Origin of the sequence: Empedobacter sp. UBA7611, from assembly GCF_002484365.1 — a bacterium.
GTDB lineage: Bacteria > Bacteroidota > Bacteroidia > Flavobacteriales > Weeksellaceae > Empedobacter > Empedobacter falsenii_B.
On sequence record NZ_DLJR01000061.1, the window covers coordinates 32,905 to 46,798 of the forward strand.

A 13,894-nucleotide genomic window follows, 5' to 3' on the forward strand; every position below is an offset into this window, starting at 1 on the left:
AAGAACAATGAAAAAAATAATCGGTTTATCTTTTATAGCAGTATTGTTAACATTGCAATCTTGCGGTACAACAAGCAACATGCAAGAATTCTACAAAAAATATGATAATCAATCTACTGTAATTCCTTTACCTTCTTTTGCGTTGAAATTAGCTGGAAAAGCTGGTGGAACAGATTTATTTAATTATTTAAAATCGGCTAAAGTTTTTGTTGTTTCAGATGCTGGACAAGGAAAGCAAAAAAGAATCATGAATGATTTGCAGTCATCTATGCGTGGTGAAAAATATGAGAACTTAGTCAAATTCAAAGCGAAAGACAGCCGTTTGAACATTTCATTACAAGAAGATGGCGGACGAGTTAAGAAAATGATTTTTGGAATTAACGGTTTACGAAATGTATTGGTTATCGATTCGAAATTAGATATTCCTAGAACAGATTTAGACAAAATTTTGGACAAAGTTTCGGCTGAAGATATTGCAGATTTAGCAGATATTTTGAAATAATATAGGAAGCCAGCTAATTTGCTGGCTTTTTCTTTTGAAATTACTTTGTAACTTTGTCGCATGAGTGGAAAATTATATTTGGTTCCGACGCCAATCGGAAATTTGGGAGATATGACATTTAGAGCGGTTGATGTGCTAAAAGAATCGGATGTGATTTTGGCAGAAGACACGCGAAATAGTGGTATTTTACTGAAACATTTCGAAATTTCTACTCCAATGCGTAGCTACCATATGCACAATGAGCATCAAGCAACTGAAGATATTATTCGTCAGCTAAAAGATGGTCAAATCATTTCGATTATTACTGATGCCGGAACTCCAGGTATTTCTGATCCAGGTTATTTATTAGCAAAAGAATGTGTAGCAAATAATATCGTAATCGAATGTTTACCAGGTGCAACCGCTTTTGTTCCTGCATTAGTTGTTTCTGGATTACCAAATAATGAATTTACTTTTGTTGGATTTTTACCTGTGAAAAAAGGTCGAAAATCGAAATTAGATTCATTAGTAGAAGAAAAGAAAACGATGATTTTCTACGAATCTCCACATAAAATTGGACGTACTTTAAAAGATTTAGCCGAAGCTTTTGGAACTGAACGCAAAGCAAGTTTATCACGCGAAATCTCGAAAAAATTTGAAGAAACTTTACGCGGTACATTAACTGAATTAGCCGAAATAGCCGAAAAAAGAAATTTGAAAGGTGAAATGGTCTTGGTTGTAGAAGGAAATCATTAACCGTTGAAGCGAATATCTTTGATATTCAATTGCCAAGTTCCTTTTCCTTGCCAATAATTCATTCCGATTGTGTAAACCATATCAAACGATTGTCCCTTCTCTAATTTTGGTCCAAATTTCCCTAATTTGAAACCAATTGCAGGAAACGTAATACGTGTATCTCGCTGATGTACGTACAAACGCGCGTGTTCTTTACCAACTAATCGGAAATCGGTTGCCAATAAATCCTTCGAAATAAAAACAGGATTCATATTATCTGGCCCAAAAGGTGCCATTCGCATCACCGATTCCAAGAAAGAACGTGTCATATCGTTAAAAGAAATCTCTTTATCGATCAAAATTGATGGCGTAAAATGTTTTCCATTCGACATTTCTTTCACTGTTTGATCAAATCTAATCTTGAATTCTTCAAAATTTTCTTCTTTCATTGCTAAACCAGCTGCAGCCATATGTCCACCAAACTGTGTTAACAAATCTTTGTTTTTTTCGATTGCCGAATGTATGTCAAACTCCTGAATAGAACGGGCTGAACCTACAATTTCACCTTCATTATTCTTCGTGCAAACAATAGTTGGTTTATAATACAAATCGACCAAACGAGAAGCAACAATTCCGATTACACCTTTATTCCAAGACGCATCGTAAACAATTGTAGAATATTTTTCTTTGGTATTGATTTGATCCAATTGAAAGAGTGCATCATGCGTCATATCAAGATCCAAAGTTTTGCGCTCGTTATTTAATGAATTAATATCATTCAAATATTTACGGCAATCCTCTTCATCGGTACTCAACATAAAACGAACCGCTTCCGAACCATGTTTTATACGACCTGCAGCATTAATTTTTGGCGCAATAGAAAAAACAACATTCGAAATATTGACATTATTTTTAATATTGGTCGGAATTAATTGCTGAAAAGCCAAACGAGGTTCTGAATTTAATCGTTTCAAGCCGGCATAAGCCAGCACACGATTTTCTCCTGTAATCGGAACAATATCAGCCGCAATACTTACAGCAACTAAGTCTAAAAGTGGTAAAAGATTTTCTTTCGGAAGATTGAATTTCTCTGTATAAGCTTGCACCAATTTAAACCCAACACCACAACCGCTCAAATCTTTGTAAGGATAACGACAACCTTTTTGTTTCGGATCTAAAACCGCGTACGCTTTTGGCACAGAACGATCTGGTAAATGGTGATCACAAATAATATAATCGATGCCTTTTGATTGGGCATATTTTATTTCTTCGTGCGCTTTTATTCCACAATCTAAAGCAATTACAAGTGAAATATTGTTTTGTACAGCGAATTCTATACTTTGTTGAGAGATTCCATAACCTTCGTTATTTCGGTCTGGAATATAAAAAAAGACTTTCGAGTAGATAGAAGTCAGAAATTCGTAAAACAAAGTTACAGCTGTCGTTCCATCTACATCGTAGTCTCCAAATATTAAGATATTTTCTTCATCATCAATTGCATTTTTGATACGTGAAACCGCATCAGACATTCCTTTCATCAAAAAAGGATCATGCAATTCGTCTAAGGATGGATTAAAATACGATTTGGCTTGAGCAAAATTCGTAATTCCACGTTGGACTAATAAAATAGCAAGCACCTCAGATATGTTAAGCGATTCTCTTAAATCCTTAACAACTTCAGTATTGGGCTGTTCTTTTATTTCCCATCTTTTTTCCATCTCTTTAATTTACATATTTTTTAATTAGAGAGAAGGGTAAAGCGAATATTATTTTGATTTATTTGCTTCTTTCACGTATTTATCTAACGCCATTGTCATTGAAGGCGTTTGTGGTGTTGGCACCTCAATGTCTACACGTAATCCCATCTCTTTTGCTTGATCTACTGTCGATTTTCCGAAAACGGCAATTCTTGTATTTTCTTGCACGAAATCTGGGAAATTTTCGAATAATGATTTGATTCCTGAAGGTGTAAAAAATACTAAAATATCGTATTTTACATCAGACAAATCAGATAAATCACTCGAAACAGTTCTAAACAAAGTTGCTTTTTGCCAAGTTAATCCTAAACTATCTAGTAAAGTAGGAACATTTGGTTTTAAAACATCAGATGCTGGTAATAAAAAGTTTTCGTCTTTGTGCTTTTTAAATAAAGGCACCATATCCGCAAAAACTTTTTCTCCAATATAAATTTTACGTTTTCTGTAAACAATGTATTTCTGTAAATAGAATGCAATTGCTTCTGATTCGCAAAAATATTTCATAGAATCAGGGACAGTAAAGCGCATTTCTTCTGCTAAACGGAAAAAATGATCAATAGCGTTTCTACTTGTAAAAATTACAGCAGTCACTTTGCTAAAGTCAATTTTTTGTTGTCTTACTTCTTTAGCGTCTATTCCGACAACTTGGATAAATGGTCTAAAATCAATTTTGATTTTATTTCTTTTTTCAATCTCGTAGTATGGCGAGTTTTCTGCCTGAGGCTTAGGTTGAGATACTAATATTGATTTAACTTTCATAGTAATTTTAGATTACTTTACCTACAATTAATAGTTTTGCTAATACCATTATAGGTAAAATTTCTAGGGTGCAAAGGTACAAAATATTATAATACCAAACTGATTTATTGTCACTTATTTGTTTTGCGTATATATGATAAATTTCGAATATTCTATTCAAAAACAACAAAATAAAGCCAATCACCATCAAGTAATCTTTGTTAATTTGTGTGTAAAAAAACAAAAAACAAATAATAAGTAAGAGTAAAACATTTTTTGCATTGACAAAACTCGAACTTTTCATAAAATATGAAACAGAACTAGATTCATAGAAAACACGATAGAAAACCACCTCAATCATCAACCTAAAAAGCATAATCAAACTGATTACACCAAAGGTAATTCCGACACGTGAAAGATAATAAAACTTAAAATTTGGAATATGATTATACGTGATATCAAAATACGAAACCAACAACAAACTTATCAACAAAACCGTCACACCATTGACAATAAAACTAAATAATGTCGTATTATCATCCGTAAAACTCATGTATTCGGTTTTATTATCAAGCGTTTTGAAATTTTTCGCAAACAAGTATTTTGCTGCACAAACCAATAACAAACACACCGTCAAAGCAATAAGAACAGTATCATTGCCAAGTGTATTTTTTCCTATCGAGATTAAATCGTTTGTTTTCATAATTTTTTCAAAAATACAAAAGACTAACAATCTTATAACTATCTTTATGCCCACAAAATAATATTTATGTCGGACAAATTAGTTATTATCCCGACCTACAACGAAAAAGAAAACATAGAAGCCATTATTCGTGCAGCTTTGGCTGCTGACGGAGCATTTGATGTGCTTATTGTTGACGACAGTTCTCCAGATGGAACGAATGATATTGTAAAACGCTTGATTCCTGAATTTAATGGACGTTTGCATTTAGAAATTCGTACCACAAAAGATGGTTTAGGACGCGCTTATGTACATGGATTTAAGTGGGCTTTGGCAAATAATTACGAATATATTTTCGAAATGGATGCAGATTTTTCACATAATCCAAATGATTTACCTCGCTTATACCAAGCATTAGCAGATGGTGCCGACTTAGCAATTGGTTCTCGCTATTCTAATGGTGTAAATGTTGTGAATTGGCCAATGAATAGAGTTTTATTGTCTTATTTTGCATCGAAATATGTGAGCATCATCACTCGACTACCTGTTCATGATGCCACAGCAGGGTTTGTTGGTTATAGAGCAAACGTGTTGAAATCTTTGGATTTGGATAAAATACAATTCAAAGGTTATGGTTTTCAGATTGAAATGAAGTATAAAACGTGGATTAAGAAGTTTAAGCTAAAAGAAGTTCCGATTATTTTTACGGACAGAACTTTAGGCGAATCAAAAATTAGTTCTGATATTATTGGAGAAGCCGTTTTTGGTGTAATTTCGTTACGATTAAGAAAAATATTTGGTAAATTATGAAAAACTTGATCTTTCTATCACTGATTTTTTTGAGTATTTTTAGTTGTGCACCAAAAAATTACGACAAACCAAAAGATCTCATCAATCAATCTGAAATGATTGATATTCTTACAGATTTATACATTAGTCAACAAGGTTTACAAATGTTCCCTACTCAAAACCAAGATCAAAGTATCGATTTAGCAAAAGATGCGGTAGATATTATGAAAAGTTATGATATCAAGTTTCATCAATTTTCTGAGAGTTACAAATATTATATGATGCAACCTGAAAAATTCAAAGAAATGCTGAATGATGTGAAAATAAATCTTGAAGATAAATTATCTGACGAAGAAAAAGAGCGTCAAAAAAATCAAAAGAATAGCTTAAATAATACTATAGAAGCAGAAAAATAACAAAAAACCTCAAGTGAATCGCTTGAGGTTTTTTGTTTGTTATAATTTACCTTATAATTACATTGTAATTTTTACAATTATTTAATTACAAATAAGTTATTCAATTAAATTTATAATCTATATTTGTATTAACTAAAAAATCCTTCTGATGCAATCTAAAAAGATAAGTAAATCAAAGAAAGTTGGATTTGGTTCGAAAACAATCAATTATAAAGACATCGTTATTGTTTCTATTTTAATTATAGTAGTCGCTTTAACCATCTTAAAATTTTTGAATTCTTGACGAACAAATCCCTGTATTTATCTTAAAGGAAATCGTCTTATTTCACAATATTGCAAAAGGTAATAACTACCCAAGTAGTTAATAGTTGATAGATTTAAAAAGCCTTTCGATACTTATTGTAAGGCTTTTTTTGGGGAGACAATAACTGATTTATTTTCGCTTTTTTACAAAAGGATTATAAGAAAGTCCTAGATTAAAATAAAACGAAGGATCTTGTGTCGAAGAGAAAATCTTGTCATCAAACGTGTCTTTTTTATTAAATAAACCATTTGTAATTAGCGTTTTTACTCCTGTTTTAGCGGTGATAATAAAATTGTGTTTTAATAAATATTCGTACTTCAATCCATTATTTAAATCGACTTGTCTGTATTCGTATTTTTCAGATAAATTAGTTGGATTCAAGTGATATAAATAAAATGTGTTAGCTTCCAATTCAGTTCCTATTGATAATCGAGAATTTTTGAAAGGATGCATTCTGAAAAGAATTTGTTTTGGTAAAATAATATCTGCAAAAAAGTCATTATTAAATCTATGTTGTAAGGTAAACATTGGAATTACAGGTGTTTTAGTACCTTCATCAATGTTCAATCCTAATCCTACTAATATTTTAGTTCGATCTGTAGATTTTAATAAAATATTTCCTGTTACAAGTCCTTTTACTCGACCAAAATATTTGTCGCTACCATCAAAAATAAGACTAGAACTTAGAAAAGTAGGCTTGTTAAAAAGTTTTGTACTATAAGCCAAATTCAAGGATTCATAGAGATAATGTGCATTAATATCTACATTTTTTGTTTCTTGAAACGTTGGTTCAGCAAATTCTATATCCATATTGGTATTCTTATAACCAAGAGTCGTACTAAGAATCCAATTCTTTTTTTTCAAAATATTGATATTTGTACTGATATTCAGTTGTGAATAATGATTAATTCGATTACCATCAGTTTTGTTCCCATCCGTTTTCGAAGTAAATTTTGTTGGCGTGGCATAAGTGTATTCTACATTCAATGGTCTTGGAACAGAAAATTGTTGCGTCAAATACATATAAGCTTTTTTGGAAATGCTATCTTGTTCTTTTATTTCCTTATTGTCTTGCGCATATACATTTGAAACGTTTATTAGAATACAAAATAGTATTGTTGACGTATTAATTAATTTCATGGCTATTATTTGGCTTGTAAAATTGTTTGTTTATAAAAATTGAAATTAAAAATCTTGTCAAAAAGTTTGAGTTTACGATTATTGCTAATACTTTCAATATTAATTGATTGTTGATAATCTTTAACAAAAACAATCCATAATTCATTCAGAAATTCTTTATCCTTTATCATCAAAAGTTTTTGTGTGGCTATAAGTGATTCAATTTCTTCGAGTTGCTCACAAAATACAATTCCGATTGATTTATTTTCATGTGAAATAATACTACAATTGTATTTCAAAAAATCTTTGATCAGAATTGAATCATTGTAAATTTCTATAAATCGAATAAGATCAACTATTTGAATAATTTTACATTCAAGTTGTTCTTCAGATAACGAAGTTTCGTCTATAAGATTATATAATTCTAACACTTTTGCTTGCGACATATTACTAATTTTTCGACGTAAATAAAAGCAAAAAATTAGTCCCAAATTCAAATTTATACGAACCAATGCATATTTTATACAAAACCGAAGGATTGCGGGTTTTTGTATAAAAACAGAATCATTTTGTATAAAAAAATATAATGTCTTTTATAAAGAAGTAATTTAGTAATCTAAATATTTTGAGTAATTACTATCTCTAAATAAATCGAAATGGAGGAGAAAATTATAGCTTTTTTATTGAACAAGAAATTGAAATTGGTTAGGCAAATCATATTTCTACTATTTTTCTTCATTTTCTTGTATTGCTCAGGATTTTACATCAGATTTCCCAAAGAAGACCGTATTTATTGGTTTGTTAGCGTGTACACTTTTTTTGTCATCATGTTTTACATCAACACCTATTATTTGGTTCCTAAATTTTTGGACAGAAAATACCTGACCTATTTCTCACTTTTAATCTGTTTAGTTATTGTAACCCTAAGTATTGTACTTTTAACCAATCGATATATCCTACATTTAAATACTCCAAAAGGTGAATTCTTTATGCTACAGCCAATCTATGGAATTTTTACTTCGATTAGTTTTATCATGATTACAACAACAACAAGATTAGCGCAGAATTGGATTATTGATAAAGAGAAGATTATCGAACTAGAAAAACTAACGCGTAAAATGGAATTAGCGGAATTAAAAAACCAAATTAATCCTCATTTTTTATTTAATAATTTGAATAGTGTAAAAGCTCTAATCAGAAAAAATCCCGAAGAAGCTGTGAATACAGTTGTGAAGTTGTCAGAATTTCTGCGTTTTCAATTGTATGAAAATCGAAACAATAAAAACAATTTGTGTCAAGAGATTTTATTTCTTACCAATTATTTGGAATTAGAGCAAAAAAGACGGGACGATTTCACAGTAAAAATCAACAATACAATTAATTCGGAATCACTTAACCGACGTTTAATTCCTTCAAACTTATTTACCGTTTTTATCGAAAATGCAGTTAAACATAGTGTCGATGTTAATGATAATGCGTCTTATATCAATATTAATTTTAGCATAACAAATCTTATGTTGCATTTTGAATGTAGCAATTCTATCTGTCCAGATTTTAAAATTTCTGATACAAAAAATAAAGGAATCGGGCTTACGAATATCAAAAGAAGATTAGAACTTTTATATGGTGATAACTACGAATTGAAGCTAAATAAGAAAGAAAAAGAATTTGTTGTCACTTTAAATCTGCCTTTATGAAATGTATTATAATTGATGATGAACCTCTTGCTCGCGAGGAATTATCGGAGGAACTAAATGGTTTTGAATCTATTGAGATCATTGGGAGTTTTGGTAACGCAACCAAAGCACTTGATTTCACTAAAAACAATCACGTCGATTTAGTTTTTTTGGATATTGAAATGCCAAGCATAAATGGTCTCGAACTCGCAAAACAATTGCCTGCGAATACATTATTTATTTTTACGACAGCTTATCCTCAGTTTGCGATTGATGGCTACGAGCTGGATGCGATAGATTATTTATTGAAACCTATTTCGCAAGAACGGCTAAAAAAAGGGATTTCAAAAGCAGAATTATTGCATCAATTATTATCAGATAACACCATAAAATCAACAATTGAATCTAATTCAGAGCAGTTTATGTTTATCAAGGCAGATCGAAGATTTCATAAGTTATATTTTGAGGATATTACGCATATCGAGGCTTTGAAAGATTATGTCATCATTTATACGGACAAGCAAAAGTTGATAACCGCGATGAATCTAAAAACAATGCATACAAAGCTTCCAAACACAAGCTTTTACAGAGTGAGCAAATCCTATATTGTCAACAAAAATCATATCACTTCTTTTGATTATAACACATTGTACATCGATGATGTTGCCATTGCAATAGGTTCTACTTATCGTAAATTATTTTTTGATAATTATGGCGAAGGTTATATAAAAATGGAGGATTAAAAAATGTCTTTCTTTATTCAATATGAGTTTTGAATATTCTGTATTTTAATTATTAAATAATTGTTGTTAGATATACTCCCCTATATCAAAATCATCAAGACTTTTCTTTAAAATAAAAGAATTGCATTCTGATTTATCAGAAGCCATGCTGCAAGGCTAACTTCAAGTACATTTAGGTTATTCCAAAAAATGAGAAAAGTGATAATCCAAATGCACGTAATGGTACAACTTCAAAACGTTTAAAAGCTAATATGGAGAATCTACGATAGATGTTCCACGAGATCATAAAAAGAGCTATGAGCCAATTATTGTTCCTAAACATCAATCCAAATATGATTCATATTACTATTCATCAAATATAATAAATTATGAAAATAAAATTGAAGCATAAAAAAAGACGTTATGCAAAACATATGCATAAACGTCTTTTAACTTATTGATAATCAATTAATCTTGAGGTTCCTAGCGGATTCTAAGTATGCAATATTATTCAATAGCTTAAATACCATAATTCCGTTAAAAATCTTTACAATGCAATAAAAATCAATGTTTCAAGAGATTTTTAGAATTGCATTAAATTGTTTCGAGTTACATAAAATAGCAATATGGTCGGACTAATATCGGACTCGACTTCTTACACATACATTCGTAATCAAAAAAAATAATAAGTATGGCTAAAGTAAGATTTGTGGTTAAAGGCAGTAAGGACAGTGTACAATTAATTATTCGTGTTTCTGTAACCAGACAGAACGATTTTCAAAAAGCATCTAAAATTTTCATCCCAATTGAATATTGGAACAAAGACGAAAAAAGGCTTTACTCAAGGAAGGACAGAATATCATTAAGAAATGATGCAGATTTTATAAAGTCAATAAATCATTGTAACACTCTTTTAAATACAATTGAAAATATTGTTTTTGAAAATTTGTCGAATACAGACAACATTACACCATCTTTAGTTGAAGATGAAATTTTACGTTTTCATGGTTTGCCAACTTCAAGTGATTTAATTAAAAAGGAAAGAGAGATTCAAAAAAGAATTGAAGAAGAAAATAAAAGTAAATTATTACCGTACATAAAAAATTACAACATATTAAGATCTAATGACTCAAGCATTATAGAATCAACAAAACAAAAGTATAGGTACCTAGAAAGTGTAATAGAACAATATCAATTTGATTTCGAAAAAGAGCTAGATATTATTGATTGCAATAAAGATTTCTTTCAAAATTTTGAAGCATTTCTTTTCAATTACAAAAAATTAATGAAATCAACCATTAGGAGAGTAATCAAAAATCTTAAAACAATTATTTACGATGCCAGAAATAACGGCTATGAAACAAATCCTCAGATTCATTTTACAATCAAAAAGCATAAAGAAGGTGATGTCATTTTTCTTAATTTTGATGAATTAGACAAGTTAAATAATTTAGAGTTAAATGATAAAACACTTGAAAATACAAGAAATTGGTTACTAATAGGGGCTTTTACTGGGCAACGAATCAGCGATTTTATGAGGTTCGATAAAAATTGTATTCGAAACTATAAAGATAATAGTGGTATTGAATATGAGATAATCGAAATTACTCAAATAAAAACTAAAAAAAGAGTCGCTATACCAGTACATCCTATTGTTAAAAATATTATTGATAAACATAATGGTTTTCCTCCGTTATTTAGCTCTAATTCTAGCTCTAATTCTAGCTCTAATTCTACAATATTTAATGTAAATCTAAAAAAGCTACTTAAGAATGCCGAAATTAACAGGATGGTTTCTGCTAAAGAATATGATGTCGATGATAAAAGAAATTATGTAAAACTAATACCTTTATATAAAGCAGCATCAAGCCATATATATATGTAGAAGATCATTTGCTAGTAATTTTTATGGACATCCTAACTTTCCTACTTCATTATTAATAGCAATTACTGGTCACCAATACGAAAGTACATTCTTGGAATATATAGGTAAAAATGATATATCAAAAGCATTAGAAAAAATCAAAGAGTTTAATTTAAAAGATTTTCAAATTAATGATTTATTTGCTGATTTAATAGGATCAAGTTATAAAACAGTTGATAATAATAAAAATATTAAACTTTCAGATGAAGAAAATGAATGGTTTAATAATTATATATTAAAACTTAAAAATACTAAATCTAATGAACTGAAAGAAAAACGCAATAAAGAGAAAATTGGTACTTTCTTAAAAAACACTGATAACTAGCCAATTAACAAAAAGGAAATAATGAGGAAATAGATTTACTATTTCCTCAATTTATTTTGTAAAATCTTTGCATCAACAAAATACAACATGTATGAAAAACACATTGACACTCTACAATGTAGATGCAGATAATCTTATTATTCAGATTAAAACAATAATCGAAAAAACTATTAACCAACAAAAAGAAATTCTTAAAATGGAAATTGAATTTCTTACAAGAGAAGAAACAGCTAGAATATTAAAAATTGACCTAAGTACACTTCATCGTTGGACAAACAAAGGCTTGATTGCACAATACGGATTAGGTAATAAAAGATATTATTTGCGATCAGAAATTGAGAATAAACTTCTCAATAACAAGCTAAACTAATACCTCATCATAGGTGTTAAAAACATTTTAATCCATTTTTTTAGAATAAAAATTATCCAAATCATTTCGATTTATGGACAGCAGATCTATGCTTAAAAAGTAAAACTAAAGGTATTACAAAAATATATAAAGCTTGTGTTACATCTCTTTATTAGTTTAAAAGCTTATCACTATTTTTTGTAAAAGTGACAAATTATAAAACACACATTAAGTGTAAATTAAAAAAAATAAATTATGGCAAATATGCTTAAAATTTATAGATTGGAAGATCCATCTATATATTCATTTTCAATGAATTACTTTAACAATTCAGAATTAGAAGAAAGGTTAAAATATGATTGTATATATCTTAAACAGAAAGAATATGAAAATTTTGATGAAATCAGATATTTAATTTTTGAAATGTATAATATCCTATTAAATGAAAATCATTATAAATCAATAATAGATGTTTTTTGGGACATATACAATAAACAATTGAATATTGATTTAGAGATTAACTTCGAAATAATTGACGATCTAATAAATAAATTAGATAGAAATAATGACAAGTTGATTAATCTATTCTATTCAACTAATAAAACAGAGGATTATTATTATTCATTTAATCCAATTGAAGAAAAAAATTATATTTCATCTAAATTCAAACCGTTAGAAGTATTAACATTTCTTAATATTCATAATGATTTAAATGAATCCATATTCAAAAATAAATTGTTCTTAAATATGAGCTATGATAAAGAAGCTGCCTTTTCTAAAGGAGAAGTAAAATTTCTTATATCTAATTTAATATTAGAAGCAACAACAAAGATTACCAATATTATTTCATGCATAGATAATAATGATATTCTCACTTTTGAAAATCTTCTAGAAAAATTACCAAATGATTTTTATTTATATTACTTAGAGAAATATACTAATGAAAGTCTTGAAAAAATTATTGTTAAACTAGATAATCTGGACTCCAAAGTTTCGAATAATAATATAATAAATGAATATATCTCACTTGTAAATCTCTTTGATTTTTACAATGGAAAGAAATGGATGAGTTTTAACAAAAACACTGATGGTCGGCTTCATCATAATATAACTAATATGAGAAGTATTCACAGAATCTTGTTGAGAAATCATAACGATGAAGATTTTGCAGAAATTGACATTTCCTCTTGTATTCCGTACTTATTAATAATGTGTTTTTTAAAATTAGATGAAAATTATGAAATAAATAATTTAAATGATGACTTAATTAATTATAGAAAGTTATTTAAAATTGCTTTAGAATCTCTTGAAGGAGAATCAAAGGAAAAGTTCATATCAGAAGCTTCTAAGATTCTTATTTCAATCATTGAAAATAGATTTTATGAATTAGTTATTGGAGATTCTAATTTAAATAAGAAAGATATTTTAAGCTATTTTTTTTGTAAAAACAAATCAAAACCATTAATTGAGAATCACATCAAGAACTTTTTTCCTAATTTCTATTATCTTGTATATAAAATGAAGGAGAATCAATTTTGGATTTCAAATTTTGGTTATCAACCACTAGTAGATTGCAATAAAATGCTAGCACACTTTTTATTTCATTTAGAAGCACATATAATGTTATACAAAGTTGTTCCTACTATTAAGAAAAAATTTAAGAAGATTACTGTAATAACAATACATGATTGCATCATGGTTCCCAAAAAGTATGAAAAAGAAGTAGTTTATAAATTAAAGGAAATTTTTAAATCTATTTTTTATTTATCTCCAAGTCTAAAAGTAAAATAATAATAACCATAATATGTTCGAAATAATAATCTAAAGCTGTATAAACAGTAGTATTTTTAATAAATAGGACTGTCTCTTAAAGTGTG

General features: G+C 28.9%; 15 protein-coding genes. 10 read left to right on the forward strand and 5 right to left on the reverse strand.

From position 1 onward, the window contains the following. The first annotated feature begins 7 nt into the window (after window positions 1-7). Window positions 8-502 (forward strand): DUF4252 domain-containing protein, encoded by a 495-nt coding sequence (locus B3R94_RS10375; protein WP_038336746.1) that lies wholly within the window; start codon window positions 8-10, stop codon window positions 500-502. Window positions 503-562: 60 nt separating this feature from the next. Next, window positions 563-1,237, forward strand: a complete 675-nt coding sequence (gene rsmI, locus B3R94_RS10380) for a 16S rRNA (cytidine(1402)-2'-O)-methyltransferase (RefSeq protein ID WP_291073859.1) — start codon at window positions 563-565, stop codon at window positions 1,235-1,237. On the opposite strand, the gene recJ is transcribed toward rsmI, so the two are convergent. Genes recJ through B3R94_RS10395 form a run of 3 tightly spaced genes read right to left on the reverse strand, consistent with a single transcriptional unit; the run spans window position 1,234 to window position 4,414 of the window. Beyond that, entirely contained in the window at window positions 1,234-2,934 is a 1,701-nt protein-coding gene (gene recJ, locus B3R94_RS10385; RefSeq protein WP_291100653.1) for a single-stranded-DNA-specific exonuclease RecJ, read from the reverse strand. The genes rsmI and recJ overlap by 4 nt on opposite strands. Window positions 2,935-2,982: 48 nt before the next feature. Continuing rightward, window positions 2,983-3,732 carry a uroporphyrinogen-III synthase gene (locus B3R94_RS10390; RefSeq protein ID WP_019974792.1) on the reverse strand — a complete coding sequence of 250 codons (750 nt, stop codon included), beginning with the start codon at window positions 3,730-3,732 and terminating at the stop codon, window positions 2,983-2,985. Between the two features lie 7 nt (window positions 3,733-3,739). After that, window positions 3,740-4,414 (reverse strand): DUF4271 domain-containing protein, encoded by a 675-nt coding sequence (locus tag B3R94_RS10395; RefSeq protein WP_038336743.1) that lies wholly within the window; start codon window positions 4,412-4,414, stop codon window positions 3,740-3,742. A 66-nt stretch (window positions 4,415-4,480) separates the two neighbouring features. Between B3R94_RS10395 and B3R94_RS10400 the strand changes: the two genes are divergently transcribed. Beyond that, entirely contained in the window at window positions 4,481-5,203 is a 723-nt protein-coding gene (locus B3R94_RS10400; protein WP_291100656.1) for a polyprenol monophosphomannose synthase, read from the forward strand. Beyond that, a complete protein-coding gene (locus tag B3R94_RS10405; RefSeq protein ID WP_291100659.1) occupies window positions 5,200-5,598 on the forward strand; it encodes a DUF4296 domain-containing protein in 399 nt (132 codons plus the stop codon). The genes B3R94_RS10400 and B3R94_RS10405 overlap by 4 nt, the downstream gene beginning before the upstream one ends. A gap of 433 nt (window positions 5,599-6,031) precedes the next feature. Here the strand turns inward: B3R94_RS10405 and B3R94_RS10410 are convergent, their stop codons facing one another. Further along, the gene (locus B3R94_RS10410; RefSeq protein WP_291100662.1) at window positions 6,032-7,042 is read right to left on the reverse strand and encodes a hypothetical protein; all 1,011 of its coding nucleotides are present in this window, start codon (window positions 7,040-7,042) and stop codon (window positions 6,032-6,034) included. A gap of 5 nt (window positions 7,043-7,047) precedes the next feature. Next, window positions 7,048-7,467 (reverse strand): hypothetical protein, encoded by a 420-nt coding sequence (locus B3R94_RS10415; RefSeq protein ID WP_291100665.1) that lies wholly within the window; start codon window positions 7,465-7,467, stop codon window positions 7,048-7,050. Window positions 7,468-8,010: 543 nt separating this feature from the next. Between B3R94_RS10415 and B3R94_RS10420 the strand changes: the two genes are divergently transcribed. The 6 genes from B3R94_RS10420 (at window position 8,011) to B3R94_RS10450 (ending at window position 13,808) form a co-directional block, all read left to right on the forward strand. Beyond that, complete coding sequence (locus B3R94_RS10420; protein ID WP_052217770.1) at window positions 8,011-8,718, forward strand: sensor histidine kinase; 708 nt, start codon at window positions 8,011-8,013, stop codon at window positions 8,716-8,718. Continuing rightward, entirely contained in the window at window positions 8,715-9,440 is a 726-nt protein-coding gene (locus B3R94_RS10425; RefSeq protein ID WP_038334991.1) for a LytR/AlgR family response regulator transcription factor, read from the forward strand. Before B3R94_RS10420 ends, B3R94_RS10425 begins: the two co-directional genes overlap by 4 nt. 670 nt (window positions 9,441-10,110) lie before the next feature. Next, the gene (locus tag B3R94_RS10435) at window positions 10,111-11,304 is read left to right on the forward strand and encodes a phage integrase SAM-like domain-containing protein (RefSeq protein WP_291100670.1); all 1,194 of its coding nucleotides are present in this window, start codon (window positions 10,111-10,113) and stop codon (window positions 11,302-11,304) included. Window positions 11,305-11,395: 91 nt separating this feature from the next. Beyond that, entirely contained in the window at window positions 11,396-11,668 is a 273-nt protein-coding gene (locus tag B3R94_RS10440; RefSeq protein WP_291100673.1) for a hypothetical protein, read from the forward strand. A gap of 91 nt (window positions 11,669-11,759) precedes the next feature. Further along, the gene (locus B3R94_RS10445; protein ID WP_291100677.1) at window positions 11,760-12,038 is read left to right on the forward strand and encodes a helix-turn-helix domain-containing protein; all 279 of its coding nucleotides are present in this window, start codon (window positions 11,760-11,762) and stop codon (window positions 12,036-12,038) included. 234 nt (window positions 12,039-12,272) lie between these two features. Further along, a complete protein-coding gene (locus B3R94_RS10450) occupies window positions 12,273-13,808 on the forward strand; it encodes a hypothetical protein (RefSeq protein ID WP_291100680.1) in 1,536 nt (511 codons plus the stop codon). The last annotated feature ends 86 nt before the right edge of the window (window positions 13,809-13,894 follow it).